General features: G+C 58.4%; 19 protein-coding genes. 12 read left to right on the top strand and 7 right to left on the bottom strand.

Annotated features, from left to right (window positions below):
* Nucleotides 1-139: 139 nt before the first annotated feature.
* Together mutS and fdxA are read left to right on the top strand one after the other, a co-directional pair.
* Nucleotides 140-2,731, top strand: a complete 2,592-nt coding sequence (gene mutS, locus FIV35_RS06320) for a DNA mismatch repair protein MutS (protein WP_034137179.1) — start codon at nucleotides 140-142, stop codon at nucleotides 2,729-2,731.
* A 142-nt stretch (nucleotides 2,732-2,873) separates the two neighbouring features.
* Nucleotides 2,874-3,197: a ferredoxin FdxA gene (gene fdxA, locus FIV35_RS06325; protein ID WP_034111970.1), complete on the top strand. Its 324-nt coding sequence runs from the start codon at nucleotides 2,874-2,876 to the stop codon at nucleotides 3,195-3,197.
* Nucleotides 3,198-3,634: 437 nt separating this feature from the next.
* Here the strand turns inward: fdxA and apbC are convergent, their stop codons facing one another.
* Complete coding sequence (apbC, locus tag FIV35_RS06335; protein WP_034096144.1) at nucleotides 3,635-4,729, bottom strand: iron-sulfur cluster carrier protein ApbC; 1,095 nt, start codon at nucleotides 4,727-4,729, stop codon at nucleotides 3,635-3,637.
* A 171-nt stretch (nucleotides 4,730-4,900) separates the two neighbouring features.
* Here apbC and metG point away from each other — a divergent pair, with 171 nt between their 5' ends.
* The 4 genes from metG to FIV35_RS06355 all read left to right on the top strand — a co-directional run bounded on the left by metG (nucleotide 4,901) and on the right by FIV35_RS06355 (nucleotide 9,125).
* The gene (gene metG / locus FIV35_RS06340) at nucleotides 4,901-6,952 is read left to right on the top strand and encodes a methionine--tRNA ligase (protein ID WP_034137178.1); all 2,052 of its coding nucleotides are present in this window, start codon (nucleotides 4,901-4,903) and stop codon (nucleotides 6,950-6,952) included.
* 117 nt (nucleotides 6,953-7,069) lie between these two features.
* The gene (rsxB, locus tag FIV35_RS06345; protein ID WP_034137177.1) at nucleotides 7,070-8,032 is read left to right on the top strand and encodes an electron transport complex subunit RsxB; all 963 of its coding nucleotides are present in this window, start codon (nucleotides 7,070-7,072) and stop codon (nucleotides 8,030-8,032) included.
* A gap of 164 nt (nucleotides 8,033-8,196) precedes the next feature.
* The gene (nth, locus tag FIV35_RS06350; protein ID WP_034096141.1) at nucleotides 8,197-8,835 is read left to right on the top strand and encodes an endonuclease III; all 639 of its coding nucleotides are present in this window, start codon (nucleotides 8,197-8,199) and stop codon (nucleotides 8,833-8,835) included.
* Nucleotides 8,836-8,942: 107 nt separating this feature from the next.
* Nucleotides 8,943-9,125: a PA3496 family putative envelope integrity protein gene (locus FIV35_RS06355; RefSeq protein ID WP_034096140.1), complete on the top strand. Its 183-nt coding sequence runs from the start codon at nucleotides 8,943-8,945 to the stop codon at nucleotides 9,123-9,125.
* Between the two features lie 84 nt (nucleotides 9,126-9,209).
* On the opposite strand, the gene FIV35_RS06360 is transcribed toward FIV35_RS06355, so the two are convergent.
* The 3 genes from FIV35_RS06360 to FIV35_RS06370 all read right to left on the bottom strand — a co-directional run bounded on the left by FIV35_RS06360 (nucleotide 9,210) and on the right by FIV35_RS06370 (nucleotide 12,715).
* Nucleotides 9,210-9,842, bottom strand: coding sequence for a response regulator transcription factor (locus FIV35_RS06360; RefSeq protein ID WP_034137176.1), 633 nt, complete (start codon nucleotides 9,840-9,842; stop codon nucleotides 9,210-9,212).
* A 617-nt stretch (nucleotides 9,843-10,459) separates the two neighbouring features.
* On the bottom strand, nucleotides 10,460-11,677 hold the full coding sequence (locus tag FIV35_RS06365) for an argininosuccinate synthase (protein ID WP_034096138.1): 1,218 nt from the start codon (nucleotides 11,675-11,677) through the stop codon (nucleotides 10,460-10,462).
* 129 nt (nucleotides 11,678-11,806) lie between these two features.
* The gene (locus FIV35_RS06370) at nucleotides 11,807-12,715 is read right to left on the bottom strand and encodes a flagellar protein MotY (protein WP_034137175.1); all 909 of its coding nucleotides are present in this window, start codon (nucleotides 12,713-12,715) and stop codon (nucleotides 11,807-11,809) included.
* Between the two features lie 156 nt (nucleotides 12,716-12,871).
* Here FIV35_RS06370 and pyrC point away from each other — a divergent pair, with 156 nt between their 5' ends.
* Nucleotides 12,872-13,918, top strand: coding sequence for a dihydroorotase (pyrC, locus tag FIV35_RS06375; protein ID WP_034137174.1), 1,047 nt, complete (start codon nucleotides 12,872-12,874; stop codon nucleotides 13,916-13,918).
* Nucleotides 13,915-14,586 (top strand): ribonuclease T, encoded by a 672-nt coding sequence (gene rnt, locus FIV35_RS06380; protein WP_010564138.1) that lies wholly within the window; start codon nucleotides 13,915-13,917, stop codon nucleotides 14,584-14,586. The genes pyrC and rnt overlap by 4 nt, the downstream gene beginning before the upstream one ends.
* A 63-nt stretch (nucleotides 14,587-14,649) precedes the next feature.
* Here rnt and FIV35_RS06385 read toward each other — a convergent pair whose 3' ends face one another.
* The gene (locus FIV35_RS06385) at nucleotides 14,650-15,252 is read right to left on the bottom strand and encodes a peroxiredoxin (RefSeq protein ID WP_034096135.1); all 603 of its coding nucleotides are present in this window, start codon (nucleotides 15,250-15,252) and stop codon (nucleotides 14,650-14,652) included.
* Between the two features lie 241 nt (nucleotides 15,253-15,493).
* Here FIV35_RS06385 and FIV35_RS06390 point away from each other — a divergent pair, with 241 nt between their 5' ends.
* Together FIV35_RS06390 and bfr are read left to right on the top strand one after the other, a co-directional pair.
* Nucleotides 15,494-15,712 (top strand): bacterioferritin-associated ferredoxin, encoded by a 219-nt coding sequence (locus FIV35_RS06390; protein WP_034096134.1) that lies wholly within the window; start codon nucleotides 15,494-15,496, stop codon nucleotides 15,710-15,712.
* A gap of 201 nt (nucleotides 15,713-15,913) precedes the next feature.
* Nucleotides 15,914-16,384, top strand: coding sequence for a bacterioferritin (gene bfr / locus FIV35_RS06395; RefSeq protein WP_034096133.1), 471 nt, complete (start codon nucleotides 15,914-15,916; stop codon nucleotides 16,382-16,384).
* Nucleotides 16,385-16,452: 68 nt separating this feature from the next.
* Here the strand turns inward: bfr and grxD are convergent, their stop codons facing one another.
* Both grxD and FIV35_RS06405 read right to left on the bottom strand, forming a co-directional pair.
* Nucleotides 16,453-16,791 carry a Grx4 family monothiol glutaredoxin gene (grxD, locus tag FIV35_RS06400; RefSeq protein WP_034137173.1) on the bottom strand — a complete coding sequence of 113 codons (339 nt, stop codon included), beginning with the start codon at nucleotides 16,789-16,791 and terminating at the stop codon, nucleotides 16,453-16,455.
* An 86-nt stretch (nucleotides 16,792-16,877) separates the two neighbouring features.
* A complete protein-coding gene (locus tag FIV35_RS06405; RefSeq protein ID WP_034137172.1) occupies nucleotides 16,878-18,986 on the bottom strand; it encodes a molybdopterin oxidoreductase family protein in 2,109 nt (702 codons plus the stop codon).
* 433 nt (nucleotides 18,987-19,419) lie between these two features.
* On the opposite strand from FIV35_RS06405, the gene argF reads away from it, so the two are divergent.
* Both argF and FIV35_RS06425 read left to right on the top strand, forming a co-directional pair.
* On the top strand, nucleotides 19,420-20,340 hold the full coding sequence (gene argF / locus FIV35_RS06420) for an ornithine carbamoyltransferase (protein ID WP_034111959.1): 921 nt from the start codon (nucleotides 19,420-19,422) through the stop codon (nucleotides 20,338-20,340).
* The gene (locus FIV35_RS06425) at nucleotides 20,337-21,446 is read left to right on the top strand and encodes an ABC transporter ATP-binding protein (protein WP_034137171.1); all 1,110 of its coding nucleotides are present in this window, start codon (nucleotides 20,337-20,339) and stop codon (nucleotides 21,444-21,446) included. The genes argF and FIV35_RS06425 overlap by 4 nt, the downstream gene beginning before the upstream one ends.
* Nucleotides 21,447-21,473: the final 27 nt, after the last annotated feature.

Genomic DNA, 21,473 nt, shown 5'->3' on the forward strand with positions numbered 1-21,473 from the left:
CAGCGTCTCTGCGTTTTGTACACCGGTTTGCAACCTGCGAAGCGCCGACTTCACATGTTAACCTTGCGGCCATTGCAATAAGCAGGGCCGAGCGCCCCACCTTTGCCCCACTCCTTTCAACGAATTTGCTAACTATCTGATGAGTAAGAACACGTCCGATCTGTCCTCCCACACCCCGATGATGCAGCAGTACTGGCGCTTGAAAAACCAGCACCCTGATCAGTTGATGTTCTACCGCATGGGCGACTTCTACGAGATCTTCTACGAAGACGCGAAGAAGGCTGCCAAGTTGCTGGACATCACGCTGACCGCGCGCGGGCAGTCGGCGGGGCAGTCAATTCCGATGTGTGGGATTCCTTACCACTCCCTCGAAGGCTATCTGGCCAAGCTGGTAAAGCTGGGCGAGTCGGTGGTGATCTGCGAGCAGATCGGCGATCCGGCCACCAGCAAAGGCCCGGTGGAACGTCAGGTGGTGCGCATCATTACGCCGGGTACGGTGAGTGATGAAGCACTGCTGGATGAGCGTCGCGATAACTTGATCGCGGCGGTGCTGGGGGATGAGCGCTTGTTCGGCCTGGCCGTGCTGGATATCACCAGCGGCAATTTCACAGTTCTGGAGATCAAGGGCTGGGAGAACCTGCTGGCAGAGCTGGAGCGCATCAATCCCGTGGAGTTGCTGATCCCGGACGATTGGCCCAAGGACTTGCCGGCGGAAAAACGGCGTGGGACCAAACGTCGCGCGCCGTGGGATTTCGAGCGTGACTCGGCGCTCAAGAGCCTGTGCCAGCAATTCTCCGTGCAAGACCTTAAAGGCTTCGGTTGCGAAACCCTGACCCTGGCAATCGGCGCCGCCGGTTGCCTGCTCAGCTATGCCAAGGAAACCCAGCGCACCGCCCTGCCGCACTTGCGTAGCCTGCGCCACGAACGCTTGGACGATACAGTGGTGCTCGATGGCGCCAGCCGTCGCAACCTGGAGCTGGACACCAACCTGGCCGGCGGGCGCGACAACACCTTGCAATCGGTGGTCGACCGTTGCCAGACCGCCATGGGCAGCCGCCTGCTGACCCGCTGGCTGAACCGTCCGCTGCGGGATCTGAAGGTGCTGCAAGCGCGCCAATCCTCCATCACCTGCCTGCTGGATGGTTACCGCTTTGAAAAGCTGCAGCCGCAGCTCAAGGAAATTGGCGATATCGAGCGCATTCTGGCGCGGATCGGCCTGCGAAATGCGCGCCCGCGCGACCTGGCGCGCCTGCGCGATGCGCTCGGCGCCCTGCCGCAGCTGCAAGCGGCCATGAGCGAGCTGGACGCACCGCACTTGCAACAATTGGCCGCGACCACCAGCACCTACCCGGAACTGGCGGCGCTGCTGGAAAAAGCCATCATCGATAACCCGCCGGCCATCATCCGTGACGGTGGCGTACTGAAGACCGGTTACGACAGCGAACTGGACGAGTTGCAAGCCCTGAGCGAAAACGCCGGGCAATTCCTTATCGATCTGGAAGCCCGCGAAAAGGCCCGTACTGGCCTGGCCAATCTGAAGGTCGGCTACAACCGCGTGCATGGCTACTTTATCGAGCTGCCCAGCAAACAGGCCGAACAGGCACCGATCGACTATCAGCGCCGCCAGACGCTCAAAGGTGCCGAACGCTTTATCACCCCGGAGCTTAAGGAGTTCGAAGACAAGGCACTGTCAGCCAAAAGCCGTGCCTTGGCGCGGGAAAAGATGCTGTATGAGGCGCTGCTCGAAGACCTGATCGGCCAACTGGCGCCGCTGCAAGACACGGCTGCCGCGTTGTCGGAACTGGACGTGTTGAGCAACCTGGCCGAACGCGCCCTCAACCTTGACCTCAACTGTCCGCGGTTCGTCACCGAGCCATGCATGCGCATCGTGCAGGGGCGTCACCCGGTGGTGGAGCAGGTGCTGACCACGCCGTTCGTCGCCAACGATCTGTCGCTGGATGACGATACCCGCATGCTGGTGATCACCGGTCCGAATATGGGCGGTAAATCCACCTACATGCGCCAGACCGCGTTGATCGTGTTGTTGGCGCATATCGGCAGTTTTGTGCCGGCGGCCAGTTGCGAGCTGTCCCTGGTAGACCGGATTTTCACCCGGATCGGCTCCAGCGATGACCTGGCCGGTGGCCGTTCGACCTTTATGGTGGAAATGAGCGAGACCGCCAATATCCTGCATAACGCCACCGAACGCAGCCTGGTGCTGATGGACGAAGTCGGTCGCGGCACCAGCACCTTCGACGGGCTGTCCCTGGCTTGGGCCGCCGCCGAGCGCCTGGCACACCTACGCGCCTACACGCTGTTCGCCACCCACTATTTCGAGCTGACCGTACTGCCGGAAAGCGAGCCGCTGGTGGCCAACGTGCACTTGAACGCGACCGAGCACAACGAGCGTATCGTGTTTCTGCACCATGTATTGCCAGGGCCGGCCAGTCAAAGCTACGGCCTGGCTGTTGCGCAACTGGCCGGTGTGCCGAACGACGTGATCAGCCGCGCCCGCGAACACCTCAGTCGCCTGGAAACCACTGCGTTACCCCACGAAACTGCGGTCGCCAGTCCCGCCAAGACTCAGCGACAAAGTGCCGCGCCACATCAGAGCGATCTCTTCGCCAGCCTGCCCCACCCCGTGCTGGATGAACTGGCCAAGCTGGAGCTGGACGATCTGACGCCGCGTAAAGCACTCGAAATGTTATATGCACTGAAGACTCGGATATAACGCACAGGCCTGCAAACTGGTAGACTCTCGCGCGGTTTGGGATGCTGCTGGCTTTTAGCCTGGCCTGCAGACTATCGCTCCCGAACCTCGCGAGCCCTGCCATTAAGGGTTTCGCTGCCGCCGCCTGAGGAGAAAATTAGAAATGACCTTCGTCGTCACCGACAACTGCATCAAGTGCAAGTACACCGACTGCGTAGAAGTCTGTCCGGTGGACTGCTTTTACGAAGGCCCGAACTTCCTGGTCATCCACCCGGACGAGTGCATCGATTGCGCCCTGTGTGAACCAGAATGCCCGGCCAACGCGATCTTCTCTGAGGATGAGGTGCCTGCCGGCATGGAGAACTTCATCGCGTTGAATGCTGAATTGGCCGATATCTGGCCCAATATCACCGAGAAGAAAGACGCGCTGCCTGACGCCGAAGAGTGGGATGGCAAGACCGGCAAAATCGCCGACCTCGAACGCTGATAGCCTCACCGTTCCTCAAAAGGCCCCTTGCGGGCCTTTTTGCATTTCCTGGACCTGCTTTTACTTTTCTACAGGCGAAAAAAGGGGCGGTATGACCCGCCCACATTTTTTCCTTAGTCCCTTTATTCCTTTTCATCATCCTGATGAATCGCATCCCGCGATATTCCTTGAACCATCGTTCCTTGATGGCCGTGTCAATCCGTGGACACAGGGCTGATGTTAGAGAGTTCCAAGGGAAGTTCAACGGGATGCTACATTCACTCCAGCACGCCGACGTAACAGAGCACCCCTAAATAATTGTTATGTTTCAATAAGATAGAAAAGTCTTTCGCATTTTTTAGCCACCCAGGGCGAGGAAAAAAACCATTCGCTTACGAAAAAGTAAGCGAATGCTTACATGAGACATTGCGCAAAAGCGTAATCGCCCCCTCCTCGCGTCAATCCTCGCTGACAGTGATCGTCGGCATGGATGGCATGGCCGCTTCCTGCAGCACGATCCGCGCGCCCACGTGGCGGGCCAGTTCCTGATAAATCATGGCGATTTGGCTATCAGGCTCAGCCATTACCGTAGGCTTGCCGCCATCAGCCTGTTCGCGGATCAGCATCGACAACGGCAGCGAGGCCAATAGCTCGACGCCATACTGGGTGGCCAGCTTCTCGCCGCCGCCCTCACCAAACAAATGCTCGGCATGACCGCAATTGGAGCAGATATGCACCGCCATATTTTCCACGACGCCCAGCACCGGAATGTTGACCTTACGGAACATCTCCACGCCTTTTTTCGCGTCCAGCAGCGCCAGATCCTGAGGCGTGGTAACGATCACTGAACCTGCCACCGGCACCTTCTGCGCCAGGGTCAGCTGGATATCACCGGTGCCGGGCGGCATATCGATGACCAGGTAGTCCAGGTCGCCCCAGGCTGTCTGGGTGACCAGTTGCAACAACGCGCCGGAAACCATCGGCCCTCGCCAGACCATTGGCGTGTTGTCATCGGTCAAGAACGCCATGGACATTACTTCCACGCCCAGGGACTCGATAGGCACGAACCACTTCTGATCCTTGACCTTCGGCCGCGTGCCTTCGGCGATACCGAACATCACGCCTTGGCTCGGGCCGTAGATATCGGCGTCGAGAATGCCCACACGTGCGCCTTCGCGGGCCAGGGCCAGGGCCAGGTTGGCCGCCGTAGTAGACTTGCCAACCCCGCCCTTGCCGGACGCCACTGCAACCACATTCTTGACGTTGGCCAAGCCCGGGATCTGCGCCTGCGCCTTGTGCGCGGCGATGACACATTGAATATCGACCTTGGCCGAACGTACGCCGTCCAAACCTTCTATGGCCATCTGCAGCATCTGCGCCCAGCCGTTCTTGAACAGGCCGGCGGCGTAGCCCAGCTCCAACTGGACCGAGACTTGATCGCCCTGGACCTCAATGGCTCGCACACAGCCGGCGCTCACCGGGTCCTGGTTCAAATAGGGGTCGGTGTACTGGCGAAGAACGGCTTCCACCGCTGCGCGATTCACGGCGCTCATGGGCTACTCCCGAAAAAGACTGACTGAAACAGGCGGCTATCCTAACCGTTCCGGCCACGTAACGGCATGCTTTCGACAGTTTGCAGGATGCTGAAACAACGCCACGGGGTGAAATAAATTTGCCGGCGCTTTATAGTGGCCGACCTCCGTTTCATCAAGTAGCCGAGCCCCATGTCCGAGCCACGCAAGATCCTCGTCACCAGCGCCCTGCCCTATGCCAATGGTTCCATCCATCTTGGCCATATGCTTGAGTACATCCAGACCGATATGTGGGTGCGCTTCCAGAAGCATCGCGGCAATCAATGCATTTATGTCTGCGCGGACGACGCCCACGGTTCGGCCATCATGCTGCGCGCCGAAAAGGAAGGCATCACGCCGGAACAACTGATCGCCAATGTGCAGGCTGAACACAGCGCCGACTTTGCCGATTTCCTGGTGGACTTTGACAACTTCCATTCGACCCACGCCGAAGAAAACCGCGAGCTGTCGAGCCAGATCTACCTGCGATTGAAAGAAGCCGGCCACATTGCCACTCGCTCGATCACCCAGTATTTCGACCCGGAAAAGAAAATGTTCCTGGCCGACCGCTTCATCAAGGGCACTTGCCCGAAGTGTGGCACTGAAGACCAGTACGGCGACAACTGCGAAAAATGCGGTGCCACCTACGCCCCCACCGACCTGAAGGATCCCAAGTCGGCGATTTCCGGCGCCACTCCGGTGCTCAAAGACTCCCAGCACTTCTTCTTCAAGCTCCCGGATTTCCAGCAGATGCTGCAAACCTGGACCCGCAGCGGCACTTTGCAGGACGCCGTGGCCAACAAGATCGCCGAATGGCTGGATGCCGGGCTGCAGCAGTGGGACATCTCCCGCGATGCGCCGTACTTCGGCTTCGAGATTCCAGGCGAGCCAGGCAAGTACTTCTATGTGTGGCTGGACGCGCCGATCGGCTACATGGCCAGCTTCAAGAACCTCTGCGACCGCACGCCGGAGCTGGACTTCGACGCGTTCTGGAGCAAGGAGTCCACGGCCGAGCTGTATCACTTCATCGGCAAGGACATCGTCAACTTCCACGCCCTGTTCTGGCCAGCAATGCTTGAAGGCTCAGGCTACCGCAAGCCGACCGGCATCAATGTGCACGGCTACCTGACCGTCAATGGTCAGAAGATGTCCAAGTCCCGTGGCACCTTCATCAAGGCGCGCACCTATCTGGACCACCTGTCGCCGGAATACCTGCGCTACTACTACGCCTCCAAACTTGGCCGTGGCGTCGACGACCTAGACTTGAACCTGGAAGACTTCGTGCAGAAGGTCAACTCTGACCTCGTGGGCAAAGTCGTCAACATCGCCAGCCGTTGCGCCGGTTTTATCCACAAGGGCAATGCTGGCGTGATGGTGGCCGAGAATGCCGCACCGGAACTGACCGACGCCTTCCTGGCCGCCGCGCCGAGCATCGCCGATGCTTATGAAGCCCGCGACTTCGCCCGCGCCATGCGTGAGATCATGGGCCTGGCCGACCGCGCCAACGCCTGGATCGCAGATAAAGCCCCATGGTCGCTGAACAAACAGGAAGGCAAAGAAGCTGAGGTGCAGGCGATCTGCGCCACGGGCGTCAACCTGTTCCGCCAGTTGGTGATCTTCCTCAAACCGGTGCTGCCACTGCTGGCCGCCGATGCCGAGGCGTTCTTGAATGTCGCCCCCCTGACCTGGAACGACCACGCCACCTTGCTCGCCAACCACCCGTTGAACGCGTTCAAGCCGCTGATGACGCGCATCGACCCTGTGAAAGTACAAGCCATGACTGACGCTTCGAAAGAAGACCTGGCCGCCAGCCAGACCGACACCGGCGACGCCGCACCGGCCGGCAATGGCGAACTGGCTAAGGATCCGCTGTCCCCGGAAATCGATTTCGACGCCTTCGCCGCCATCGATCTGCGCGTTGCCCTCATCGTCAAGGCCGAGGCGGTGGAAGGTGCCGACAAACTGTTGCGCCTGACGCTGGATATCGGCGATGAGCGGCGCAATGTGTTCTCCGGGATCAAGAGCGCCTATCCGGAACCGTCCAAACTCGATGGTCGCCTGACCATGATGATCGCCAACCTCAAGCCGCGGAAAATGAAGTTCGGTATTTCCGAAGGCATGGTGATGGCGGCGGGGCCTGGTGGTGAAGAAATCTACCTGCTCAGCCCTGACAGTGGCGCCAAGCCGGGTCAGCGCATCAAGTAAATCTGCACAACAAGCCCTGTCGTTTCGGCGACGGGGCTTTGCAGCTAGCCTCCCTTCTTGCCTGCCGGATAATCAGGCTCTGTTTGTTTAATCAACCGGCATGACAACGATCTCAGCATGAACCTCATTCAACGTATCGACGCGCTGCTGCCGCAGACCCAATGCGGCAAATGCGGGCACCCAGGCTGCAAACCTTACGCCGAAGGAATTGCTCAGGGCGAAGTGATCAACAAGTGCCCGCCCGGTGGTCAGGAGACCATTGCTGGGCTCGCGCAATTGCTGAACGTGCCGATGCTGGAACTGGACACCAGCCGAGGAGACGGGCCCGCCCAAATCGCCTTCATCCGCGAGGCCGAGTGCATCGGCTGCACCAAATGTATCCAGGCCTGCCCGGTGGATGCCATTGTCGGCGCCGCCAAGCTGATGCACACGGTGATCATCGACGAGTGCACCGGGTGTGACCTTTGCGTGGCGCCCTGTCCGGTTGATTGCATCGAGATGCGTGCGCCGCTCAGCGTCATTGCGCTTGTGGGTGGTTTGGCGAGCGATGATAAAGAACGCCTTGAGCGCGAGGTCAAACGCAGTCGCGCCCGTCGCCGCTTCGAACAACGCAACGCGCGCCTGCAGCGCGAAGAAGCACACAAACTCGCCGAACGCCTGGCCCGCTCCAAGCGCTCGGCACCTGTAGAAGTAACGACGATAGACGCAGCACAAGCAGCACGCGATGCGGCAGTGAAGAAGGCCAAGGTCAATGTAACCATGAGCCGTGCCCAACTGCACAAATCCTTGAAAGCCTTTGGGCATCCGCCGACGTTTGAGCAACAATCGCAACTGATTGTCCTCCAGCAGCAGTTCGAGACGGCGGAGCAGGCCCTGGCAGCGCTGGAGTTCAGTGGCGCTCCGGTAGCCAAACAACCCAACCGCAATTCTGCTGACCTTAAACGCGCGAAGATTCAGCTGGCGATGCGCCGCGCCGAGTTGAAGAAGGCCCAGGACCAACAGGCCGACGCGCAGCAACTGGCGGATGCACAGCACAGACTCGATGAAGCTCAACGCCAGGTGGATTGCCATGGTGACTGAGCTGTAACAGGCACGTAACCTGGCCTTGCTGGCCTTTTCGGCGCGGCCATGACACACATTGATGCCCGTCAGGCTTATGCTGCTTGGACTATCGCTCGCAGAGCCTCACACAGGGCTCTCCACTTCGACATCCCGCTGACCGTCTGCAAGGAACATTTCGCCTCATGAATGCCGCAAAACGCCTGGAAATTTTTCGCAGGCTTCACGAAGACAATCCTGAACCCAAGACCGAGCTGGCTTACTCGTCACCGTTCGAGCTGCTGATTGCGGTGATCCTGTCAGCCCAATCCACGGACGTGGGTGTCAATAAGGCCACGGCCAAGTTATTTCCCGTGGCCAATACGCCCGAAGCAATCTATGCCCTGGGCGTTGAAGGGCTGTCGGAGTACATCAAGACCATCGGCCTTTACAACAGCAAGGCCAAGAATGTGATCGAGACCTGTCGCTTGCTGATCGAGCGGCACGGCAGCGAAGTGCCGCAAACCCGCGAAGCCCTGGAAGCCCTGCCAGGCGTGGGTCGCAAGACCGCCAACGTGGTGCTCAACACCGCCTTTCGACAACTCACCATGGCCGTGGATACGCATATTTTCCGAGTCAGCAACCGCACCGGTATTGCTCGCGGGAAAAACGTGGTGGAGGTAGAAAAGCAACTGATGAAGTTCGTGCCCAAGCCCTACCTACTCGATTCCCACCACTGGCTTATCCTGCATGGACGCTACGTCTGCCAAGCCCGAAAGCCCCGTTGTGGGAGCTGTCGGATCGAAGATTTGTGTGAATACAAAGACAAGACATCCGACGATTGAGGAATCATTGATTTTCTTCATCTTACGATTGAAAAAATCTTTTTTACCCGCCCGCGGATTATCGTTATAAGGAGCGCCAACGGCAGTCTTAGCCTGGAGTTAACTTTATGAGCACTGGCAAAGAACAATTGGAAATCGAAGACGACCTTGTGGAGTCGGATGACGATGGAACTGATGCACCTGTTGCAGAAGTGGCCAAGACCAACCTGAGCAAACGCCGCACCATCGACAATCTTCTGGAAGAGCGACGCTTGCAAAAGCAATTGGCCGATTACGATTTCGACCTCTGACCAAGCGGTCGATCACCGGAAGCCTCCCTGACGGAGGCTTTTTTCTGCCGGTTACCCTGACTATATAGGGCGTTATGCCCTCCCCTACACCAGACCGTTGCGCTGAGCCAGTTCGATCAGGTCCACCAGGGAGCGGGCATTGAGCTTGAGCAGCAAGCGTGTCTTGTAGGTGCTGACCGTCTTGTTGCTAAGAAACATACCGTCAGCGATCTCCTTGTTGGTCTTGCCACGGGCCAATTGCTGCAACACCATCATCTCACGCCCCGACAGACGCTCGACCATATCGGCCTCGCTGGCATTCCCCATGGCGGAGCGCACCGAATTCAGCGCCTGGTTGGGGAAGTAGCTGTAGCCGGACAGAACCGCCTTGATGGCGCTGAGCAGCTCGGTCAGATCCTGCTGTTTACACACATAGCCGGCGGCTCCCGCCTGCATGCAGCGCATTGAAAAATGCCCAGGGGCTTGAGACGTGAGCACCAGCACCTTGAACGGCGTGGGCTGTTTGGTTGAGGACAGCCTGCAAATAACTTCCAGCCCGTCAAGCTTGGGAATTCCAATATCCAGTATGACAATATCCGGCATATGTTCCCGTGCAAGTTGCAACGCATCGACACCGTTATCAGTCTCGGCAACGACTTCATAACCATGACGCTCCATTAGCATACGCACAGCAAGACGAATGACAGGATGATCATCCACGATCAGCACTTTATTCATAAGAAAGTCCAATTTCGCTGTTCGAATTATTCAGAGCAAGCACAATAGCCTAGTCGTTTCCTAGTTGGCATAGCGTCCCCTCCCAAGCAACAGCAAGCAGAGACCCAACCCACAGCCATAAGGGAATTGCCCTACAAAAAAACACCAAGTCGGATGTATCTAGTTTTATGCAGCCTTTCAGACCTTTCCGGGGGCTTACATAACTTGAATAAAATCTACGGGTGACTCTGCACACACGGTAACCCAGCCCCACATGACTTTCAGGAAATGCCCCTTGCCAGAGCAAAGTAGACGCTGACGCAGATGGAAAAAAATCGTTTGTTTCAGTTCCAATAAACATATTTGCTTACACCCTGAATTCCTACAGAACTTTCCCTAATCACACTCACATAACCTCTGTATGAGTGAATTTTCTGTAAGACCAGTTCCCGATTAATTATAAAATTCTTCGCACTCCTACAAATCGCTCACCACCATCTGTGCAAAAAATGTTCAGTACAATTTTTTGCGAATAGAACTTACAGATTTTAAACGTGATAAACATTCCATATTTCTAAAACATCCAGGCGAAAAAAAGCCCCTTAAACAAGGGGCTTTTTTTCAAGCATATCCGCGACTCAGAACAACGAGCGACCTTTGTTGGCAGCAATGCGCATACGCAATGCGTTCAACTTGATAAAGCCAGCAGCGTCTGCCTGGTTGTAAGCGCCGCCATCTTCTTCGAAGGTGGCAATGTTGGCATCGAACAGCGACTCATCCGACTTGCGACCGGTGACGATCACATTGCCCTTGTACAGCTTCAAGCGCACAACACCGTTCACGTGAGCTTGGGAAGCGTCGATCATCTGTTGCAGCATCAGACGCTCCGGGCTCCACCAGTAGCCGGTGTAGATCAGGCTGGCGTACTTGGGCATCAGCTCGTCTTTGAGGTGCGCCACTTCGCGGTCCAGGGTGATGGACTCGATAGCGCGGTGCGCGCGCAGCATGATGGTGCCGCCCGGAGTTTCGTAGCAACCGCGGGACTTCATGCCCACGTAGCGGTTTTCGACGATATCGAGACGGCCGATACCGTGCTCGCCGCCGATGCGGTTCAAAGTGGCCAGTACGGTGGCCGGGGTCATCTCGACGCCGTCCAGCGCCACGATATCGCCGTTACGGTAGGTCAGTTCCAGATACTGCGGGGTATCCGGCGCCTTTTCAGGGGAGACGGTCCAACGCCACATGTCTTCCTCGTGCTCGGTCCAGGTGTCTTCCAACACGCCGCCTTCATAGGAGATGTGCAGCAGGTTGGCATCCATGGAATACGGGGATTTCTTCTTGCCGTGGCGCTCAATCGGGATTGCGTGCTTTTCGGCGTAATCCATCAGCTTTTCACGGGACAGTAGGTCCCATTCGCGCCAAGGTGCAATCACCTTGACACCAGGCTTGAGCGCATAGGCGCCCAGTTCGAAACGCACCTGGTCATTGCCCTTGCCGGTGGCGCCATGGGAAATGGCGTCGGCGCCGGTTTCGTTGGCGATTTCGATCAAGCGCTTGGCGATCAGCGGGCGTGCGATGGAGGTACCCAACAAGTACTCGCCTTCGTAGACGGTGTTGGCGCGAAACATCGGGAAAACGAAATCGCGGACGAACTCTTCGCGCAGGTCGTCAATGTAGATCTCTTTCACGCCCATGGCTTGCGCCTTGGCACGTGCAGGTTCGACCTCTTCGCCCTGACCCAGGTCAGCGGTGAAGGTCACCACTTCACAGTTATAAGTATCCTGCAGCCACTTGAGGATCACCGAAGTGTCCAGGCCGCCGGAATACGCGAGAACGACCTTGTTTACGTCGGCCATGCCATCACTCCACGGGGTTGTACGGAAAGGCGTCGATTCTACCGATCAAAACCGTGGATTTACAGAGGCGCGACAGCAAATGAAGATAAAGCGACAGATTATGTCAATCTGGCGACCGATGGTCGCACCTTATGAGGTGTGCGCCGGATTGCTGGGTGCCGCGGCTTGGGGCGCCGGTTTCTCGGGGGCCGCCACTCTTTCCAACTGGATATTCACGCGACGGTTACGGGCGCGATTGGCGGCATTGGTATTGGGCGCCAGAGGGTAGCTTTCACCGTAGAACCGCAGGGTGATCTGGGATTCCGGGATGCCGTTGGCCTTGAAGTAATCCATGACCGCCAACGCGCGCCGACGCGAGATATCGCGATTACTCAAGCGATTGCCGCTGTTGTCCGAGTGGCCATTCAACTCGATATGGTTGACGGTCGGATCGGCCTTCATGAATGCGAGAATCACCGACAGTTTTTGCTTGGCCGCCGCATCCAGTTCGATACCGCCGCCGGGGAAGCCCACCACGGTCTGCTTGACCTGATCGAAGTTCATTGGCAGCAATTTAGTCGTACACAACTGATAGTCGCTGTAGGCCTTATTGAATTTCACCGGCAGTAAACGGATCTCCGAATACCCACCCTCGCGCCCGTAATGCCGCACAGTAGGCGAACGCCCTTCGAGCAAGCCGATGAACAAACGCCCGGCCTGGGCCTGAGAACTATTGAACAGAACGTCGCCGCTCCCGGCGCGCACCGCTCCCAGGTTTATGTCACCGCGACCCGGCTGCCAAGGAGCTGCAGCCGCCAGTAAGGTGGCCGATCCAGCACCCAGCGAACCGTTGAAGGCTTTCAGGCGAAATGTTGCCTGCTCGCCGGCCCGGCGCACGAACTCACCTGAACCGAAATCAGTGATCGGCTGGGTTAGACGGCACTCGAACTGGTCACCTTCCACCTTCCACTCAATATTCTCCAGACGTGTCTGGAACGTGAGTGCCATCGCAGGCAGGCTGGCGAACACACTGAGCAGGGCTAGATAATGCTGGCGCACGGGAGGCTCCACTGGTTTCTACAACACTTCAAAGCGTCATACATCGTTAAGGCATACCCAGAGCTATCGGTCGTATCGCGCAAAACTTGATAGCGAGTGCCTGCGCGAGTCTTTTCCGGTAGCATTCCCAACAGATTGACCCGCCTGGAATCCCCAATGTCCGACCGCCTGACCCTGCTGCGTCCCGACGACTGGCACATTCATCTTCGCGATGGTGCTGCGTTGCCCCACACCGTGGCCGATGTTGCGCGCACGTTTGGCCGCGCCATCATCATGCCTAACCTGGTACCTCCGGTACGTAATGCCGCCGAAGCCGACGCCTATCGCCAGCGTATCCTCGCCGCACGGCCGGCCGGCAGCCGCTTCGAACCGCTGATGGTCCTTTACCTGACCGACCGCACCCAACCGGAAGAAATTCGTCAGGCCAAGGCCAGCGGTTTCGTGCACGCCGCCAAGCTGTACCCCGCCGGCGCCACCACCAACTCCGACTCCGGTGTGACCAGCATCGACAAGATCCTGCCGGCCATCGAAGCCATGGCGGAAGTCGGCATGCCGCTGCTGATCCACGGCGAAGTCACCCGTGGCGACGTCGATGTGTTCGATCGCGAGAAGATCTTCATCGACGAGCACATGCGCCGCGTGGTGGAGTTGTTTCCGACGCTCAAGGTGGTGTTCGAACACATCACTACGGCCGATGCCGTGCAGTTCGTCACCGAGGCCCCGGCCAACGTCGGCGCGACTATCACTGCGCATCATCTGCTGTACAACCGCAACCACATGCTGGTGGGTGGGATTCGTCCACACTTCTATTGCCTGCCGATCCTCAAGCGCAATACTCACCAAGTGGCGCTTTTGGATGCCGCCACCAGCGGCAATCCGAAGTTTTTCCTCGGCACTGACTCGGCCCCCCATGCCCAGCACGCCAAGGAAGCGGCGTGCGGCTGTGCCGGTTGCTACACCGCGTACGCCGCTATCGAGTTGTATGCCGAAGCATTTGAACAGCGTAACGCGCTGGACAAGCTCGAAGGCTTCGCCAGCCTCAATGGCCCACGCTTCTACGGCCTGCCGGCCAACACAGATCGCATCACCCTGGTTCGTGAAGACTGGACCGCCCCTGCCAGCCTGCCGTTCGGCGAGCTGACTGTCATCCCGCTGCGCGCCGGTGAAACACTGCGCTGGCGCCTGCTGGAGGAAAGCAAGTGAGTGAAGACCATTACGATGACGAACACGAGCACAGTGGTGGCGGTTCCCGCCACCCGATGGCCGAGCGTTTTCGCGGCTATCTGCCGGTTGTCATCGACGTAGAAACCGGTGGGTTCAATTGCGCCACCGACGCGTTGCTGGAAATCGCCGCCACCACCATTGGTATGGATGAGCAGGGTTTTGTGTTCCCGGAGCATACCCACTTCTTCCGCGTCGAACCGTTCGAAGGCGCCAATATCGAAGCCGCCGCATTGGAATTCACCGGGATCAAGCTTGATCACCCGCTGCGCATGGCCGTGAGCGAAGAAGCGGCGCTGACCGATATCTTCCGTGGCGTGCGCAAGGCGTTGAAGGCCAACGGCTGCAAACGCGCGATCCTGGTTGGCCACAACAGCAGCTTCGACCTGGGCTTCCTGAACGCCGCCGTGGCGCGTCTGGACATGAAGCGCAACCCGTTTCACCCGTTCTCCAGCTTCGACACTGCCACTCTCGCCGGCCTGGCCTACGGCCAGACGGTGTTGGCCAAAGCCTGCCAGGCCGCCGGCATCGACTTTGACGGTCGTGAAGCCCACTCGGCGCGTTATGACACCGAAAAGACCGCCGAGCTGTTTTGCGGCATCGTCAATCGTTGGAAGCAGATGGGCGGCTGGGAAGACTTCAACGACTGAGATGGAATCCCACGCATAAAAAACCGGCCTTCTCAGGCCGGTTTTTTTTACCGTAAACGTGGCTTACAGCTTGCCAGCGTTCTCGGTCAGGTAAGCGGCCACGCCTTCTGGCGAGGCGTTCATGCCTTTGTCGCCTTTTTTCCAGTTGGCAGGGCACACTTCGCCGTGCTCTTCGTGGAATTGCAGCGCGTCGACCAGGCGGATCAGCTCTTCCATGTTACGACCCAGTGGCAGGTCATTGATGATTTGCGAGCGAACAACGCCCTTGTCATCGATCAGGAAAGCGCCACGGAAAGCCACGCCGCCTTCGGATTCAACATCGTAAGCCTTGGCGATCTCGTGCTTCATGTCGGCAGCCATGGTGTATTTGACTTTGCCGATGCCACCATCGTTGATGGCGGTGTTGCGCCAGGCGTTGTGGGTGAAATGGGAGTCGATGGACACGGCAACCACTTCAACATTACGCGCCTTGAAATCGTCCATGCGGTGGTCCAGAGCGATCAGCTCCGAAGGGCAGACGAAGGTGAAGTCCAGCGGGTAGAAGAACACCAGGCCGTATTTGCCTTTGATGGCTTCAGACAGTTTGAAGCTGTCAACGATTTCGCCATTGCCGAGAACGGCAGGTACGTCGAAATCCGGGGCTTGTTTACCGACGAGTACGCTCATGGGGTATCTCCTGATGTGGGATGAAGATTGAAGTAAAAGGACCGATCCAGAGTCTGCCGTGTTCAAGCGACAAGCCTGTGACGCAGTCACGCTTCGTGAAGACCGACCATCATACACGGAAAAAACCGTTCGTCAGCGCGAGGGCGCCAGCGCAAAAGTCCATGAATCTACTTTGACAATCATTCTCGTTAACATTAAGATCCATCGCACTTAAGCCCTAAACCCGCGACGGTTCTCCCTTATGTATGTGTGCCTCTGTACTGGCGTCACCGACGGACAAATCCGCGAAGCAATCTACGAAGGTTGCTGCAGCTACAAGGAAGTGCGTGAAACCACCGGCGTTGCCAGCCAGTGCGGTAAATGCGCTTGTCTTGCCAAGCAAGTGGTACGGGAAACCCTGACGCAGCTGCAGACCGCGCAGGCTTCGCTCCCCTATTCAGCAGAATTTACTCACGCCTGATCGGGCATGTTTTAAAGAACCGAACTTAGTGTTCGGTTTTTTTATGCCCGTAATTCAACTAGTTAGCGTCAAGACGCGGAACACAAACATTCTTATTCCGATTAATTTTCATTTATTATTCAATAACTTAGGTTTGACACTACAGAGTTCGCCGCTCAAACTCCGCCCTATACACAGCTATTACAGGGCAGGACCCCAGTCATGAAAGGCGACATCTCAGTCATCCAGCAACTCAACAAAATCCTTGCCAATGAACTGGTCGCGATCAATCAGTACTTCCTGCATGCGCGCATGTACGACGATTGGGGCCTGGAAAAGCTCGGCAAACGTGAATACAAAGAATCCATCAAGGCCATGAAGGACGCGGATGCGTTGATCAAACGCATCCTGTTCCTGGAAGGCCTGCCAAACGTGCAGGACCTGGGCAAGCTGAACATCGGCGAGCACACCCAGGAAATGCTTGGCAGCGACCTGGGCTTTGAACGCAAGAGCCACAGCGACCTCAAGGCCGCCATCGCTCATTGCGAAACAAGCGCCGACTTCGGCAGCCGTGAACTGTTGGAAGACATCCTGGAAGACCAGGAAGAGCATATCGACTGGCTGGAAACCCAACTGGGCCTGATCGACAAAGTCAGCCTGGAGAACTATCTGCAATCGCAGATGGGTGAGTAACCCTTCGCTGGCAGATACAAAAAAGCCCCGCTCTCTTTCGAGAAGCGGGGCTTTTTAATGCGGTCGAATCAAGCGTCTGTCTTGGCCGCCGCGTTTGCCGCTGCGTCTTTGATCAGCGCTTGCAACGAACCATCAGCCGCCATCTCAACGATGATGTCGCTACCGCCGACCAATTCACCGGCCACCCACAATTGTGGGAAGGTTGGCCAGTTGGCGTACTTAGGCAGGTTGGCACGAATTTCTGGGTTTTGCAGGATATCGACGTAAGCGAACTTCTCGCCGCACGCCATGATGGCCTGGGACGCCTTCGCGGAGAAACCGCATTGAGGAGCGTTCGGAGCACCCTTCATGTAAAGCAGAATAGTGTTGTTGGCAATCTGCTCTTTGATCGTTTCGATGATATCCATGGAACACCTCTGCAGGAACTTTGCGACTCACAGGTCGGCACGGTGGCGCATTGTAACGCAAAATTCCCGCAGGGTGCTCGGGCTCCTTACGCCGCGGCGACTTGCACGGGCACGCCATTCAAGGCCGCATTGCCGGATAACTCATCCAACTGCCGCTCGTCGGTCAGGTCATTGGCGCTGGCGCCTGGCTGTTCGCTGGCAATGCTCATCCGCACACCGGGGCGACCATGCCCCCAGCCATGGGGCAGGCTGACCACGCCGGGCATCATGTCCTGAGTGGCGACCACCTCCACCTCGATCATGCCGATACGTGAGCTGACCCGTACCCGCTGGCCATCGCTTAGCTGGCGCTGAGCCAGATCGTCGGGGTGCATGTGCAACTGATGGCGCGGCTTGCCTTTCACCAGGCGGTGATAGTTGTGCATCCAGGAATTATTACTGCGCACATGCCGACGGCCGATCAACAACAGCTCATCGGCCATCGGTATTGGCTGAGCCGCGAAGCGCGCCAGGTCGGCGAGGATCACCGCCGGAGCCGCCTGCACCTTGCCGTCCGCGGTCTTCAAGCGCTCGGCAAGGTTGGGCCGCAGCGGGCCCAGGTCCACGCCATGGGGATGATCGGCCAGCATCGCCAGTGACAACTTGTAGCTGGACGCATCGCCATAAGCCCCGGCACGCAGCCCGTAGTCGATCATCTGCGCCGGCGGCATGGTCGGCTTCAGGGCCGCGCCGGTCTTCGCCGCGAATGCCTGAGCCAGACCCACGAAGATTTCCCAATCATGCAACGCACCTTCGGGTTTGGGCAGGATCGCGCGATTGAAACGAGTGACATTGCGCACCGCGAACATATTGAAGGTGGTGTCGTAGTGATCGTTCTCCAGCGCCGATGTGGACGGCAGGATCAGGTCGGCGTAACGCGTGGTCTCGTTGATATACAGATCGACGCTGACCATGAACTCCAGACCATCCAGCGCCTGCTCCAATTGGCGACCGTTCGGCGTAGACAGCACCGGATTGCCAGCCACCGTCACCAAGGCGCGGATCTGGCCATCCCCTTCGGTCAGCATCTCCTCGGCCAGCGCCGATACCGGCAACTCGCCACCATATTCCGGGCGCCCGGACACCCGGCTCTGCCAGCGGTTGAAATGGCCGCCTCCGGTCGATGCCACCAAATCCACCGCCGGCGACGTGCACAAGGCGCCGCCCACCCTGTCCAGGTTGCCCGTCACCAGGTTGATCAACTGCACCAGCCAATGGCACAAGGTACCGAACGCTTGGGTCGATACGCCCATGCGCCCGTAACAGACAGCCTTGTCCGCTGCGGCGAAATCCCGTGCCAACTGGCGAATCTGCGCGACCGGCACGGCACACTGGCGGCTCATCGCCTCGGCGGTGAAGCCGCTGACCGCACGGCGAACCTCGTCCAGCCCCTCAACCGGCAGATGACTGACGCGAGTCAGGTTCTCGGTAAACAAGGTGTTGAGCACACCAAACAACAGGGCTGCATCGCCCCCAGGCCTTACGAACAGGTGCTGATCGGCAATTGCTGCGGTTTCGCTGCGCCGGGGGTCGACCACCACCACTTTGCCGCCACGGGCCTGGATCGCCTTGAGGCGCTTTTCCACATCCGGCACGGTCATGATGCTGCCGTTGGACGCCAGTGGATTGCCGCCCAGGATCAGCATGAAGTCGGTGTGATCGATATCCGGAATCGGCAGCAGCAGGCCATGGCCGTACATCAGGTGACTGGTGAGGTGATGGGGCAATTGGTCCACGGACGTCGCGGAAAAGCGGTTGCGCGTTTTGAGCTGGCCGAGGAAGTAGTTGCTGTGGGTCATCAGCCCATAGTTATGCACGCTGGGGTTGCCCTGATACACCGCCACCGCATTCTGCCCGTGCCGTGTCTGAATATCCGCGAGCCGCTCGGCCACCAGGGCGAATGCTTCCTCCCATGGGATCGGCTGCCATTCGCTGCCCACCCGCAGCATGGGTTGATGCAGGCGGTCGGGATCGTTTTGAATATCCTGCAGCGCCACAGCTTTAGGGCAGATATGACCACGACTGAAAGTATCCTGCGGGTCGCCCTTGATCGAGGTGATCGCCAGGCGGCCGTCGTCGTTACGGGTGGTTTCCAGGGTCAGACCACAGATGGCTTCACATAGATGGCAGGCACGGTGGTGGAGAGTCTTGGTCATGGCCAGTCTCTTTATGGGGGCTTTGGGCTGACTATGGGCCGCGACCTCAATGGGCGCCAGCATCGTTCGTCCTGTGAATCGCCGGGCATCAGGCCGGGCCATGGCTAAGCATGAGCAAATGTTGCAGAACCCCGCCCATAGCGGCTGAAACCGACGCAGCCTGGCCCGAGCCCGCCTCCGCGCATTGCAAAAGGTTGCGAGGCCAGTGTACAAATGGGCCGCTGCTGTCAGGAAATTGTCTTCAAACGCGCCTCGGCGCCCTGCTTGAAAACCCCTAAAAACGTAGCCCTATTGGTAAGACGCGACATTTAATGTCAATATCGCGCCTTCCCCTATTTCGTCGCCCCCGTGCGGCTTTCGCCGCAGGTCTCGCCCGTTGTCACAATAAACAAGGCTTTGAGTATCTGCGGTCTGTTGCAAAAGGTAGTTAATGATGAGCGCAAGGCACTTTCTCTCCCTGATGGATTGTACGCCCGAAGAGCTGGTCAGCGTGCTCCGTCGAGGCATTGAGCTTAAAGACCTGCGTAACCGCGGCGTTCTGTTCGAGCCTTTGAAAAACCGCGTACTCGGGATGATTTTCGAGAAATCATCTACGCGCACCCGCCTGTCCTTCGAAGCCGGCATGATTCAGCTGGGCGGCCAGGCCATCTTCCTGTCGCCGCGGGACACTCAACTGGGCCGTGGCGAGCCGATCAGCGATTGCGCCATCGTCATGTCGCGCATGCTCGACGCGGTGATGATCCGAACCTTCGCCCACAGCACCCTGACCGAATTCGCCGCCAATTCGCGCGTGCCGGTGATCAACGGCCTGTCCGATGACCTGCACCCCTGCCAGCTGTTGGCCGATATGCAAACCTTCCTTGAGCACCGCGGCTCAATCCAGGGCAAGACCGTGGCCTGGATCGGCGACGGCAACAATATGTGCAACAGCTATATAGAAGCGGCGATTCAATTCGACTTCCACCTGCGCATCGCCTGCCCGGAAGGCTACGAGCCTAACCCTGAGTTCCTGGCCAAGGCCGATGGCCGCGTGCAACTGCTGCGCGATCCAAAAGACGCCGTGGTTGGCGCGCACCTAGTGAGCACTGACGTGTGGACCTCCATGGGTCAGGAAGACGAAACCGCCAAGCGCCTGGCCTTGTTCGCGCCCTACCAGGTCAACCGCGACCTGCTCGACCTGGCCGCGCCGGACGTGCTGTTCATGCACTGCCTGCCCGCGCACCGTGGCGAAGAAATCAGCCTCGACCTACTCGACGACCCGCGCTCGGTCGCCTGGGATCAGGCCGAAAATCGCTTGCACGCACAGAAGGCCCTGCTCGAATTTCTGGTCGAGCCGGCGTACCACCACGCATGAGCCATTCATTACTGCTGAACCTGCGCAACCTGGCGTGCGGCTATCAGGACCAACGCGTGGTGCAGAACCTCAATCTGCACCTCAATGCCGGTGACATCGGCTGCCTGCTGGGCTCCTCGGGCTGCGGCAAAACCACAACCCTGCGCGCCATCGCAGGGTTCGAGCCGGTGTATGAAGGCGAGATCAGTCTGGCAGGCGAAGTCATCTCCAGCGCCGGTTTCACCCTGGCGCCGGAGAAACGTCGCATCGGTATGGTGTTCCAGGACTACGCGCTGTTTCCCCATCTAAGTGTGGCCGACAACATCGCCTTTGGCATTCGCAAGCACCCGCAAAAAGAGCGTGTGGTGGCCGAGCTGTTGGAACTGGTCAACCTGAAAAACCTGGGCAAGCGCTTTCCCCATGAGCTGTCCGGCGGCCAACAACAACGTGTGGCACTGGCCCGCGCCCTTGCGCCGGAACCGCAATTGCTGCTGCTGGACGAACCATTCTCTAACCTGGATGGCGAATTGCGCCGCAAGCTCAGCCATGAGGTGCGCGATATTCTCAAGGCGCGCGGTACCAGTGCGATCCTGGTCACCCATGACCAGGAAGAAGCCTTCGCGGTGAGCGATCAGGTGGGCGTGTTCAAAGAAGGCCGGCTGGAGCAGTGGGACACGCCCTACAACCTCTATCACGAACCGCAGACGCCTTACGTGGCCAGCTTTATCGGCCAGGGCTACTTCATTCGTGGGCAGTTGAGCTCACCGGAGTCGGTCAGTACCGAGCTGGGCGATCTGCGCGGCAACCGTGCCTATACCTGGCCTACGGGCGGTGCGGTGGATGTATTGCTGCGCCCGGACGATATCGTCTATGCGCCCGACAGCGCGTTGAAGGCAAGGATTGTCGGCAAGACCTTCCTCGGCGCGTCCACCCTGTACCGCCTGCAACTGCCGACCGGCGCACAGCTGGAGTCGATTTTTCCCAGCCATGCCGACCACCAGGTGGGCGCGGAGGTTGGCATTCGTGTCGCCGCTGAACACTTGGTACTGTTCCAAGCGTCAGGCAGCGTTGCGGCGCAAATTCCCCAGCTCGAATCCGGCGTACGGCGCTACAGCACTGCCAGCTGAGTCACGAAACGTGTGGGAGTGAGCCGC

It is taken from the genome of Pseudomonas rhodesiae (assembly GCF_007858255.1).
Lineage (GTDB): Bacteria > Pseudomonadota > Gammaproteobacteria > Pseudomonadales > Pseudomonadaceae > Aquipseudomonas > Aquipseudomonas rhodesiae.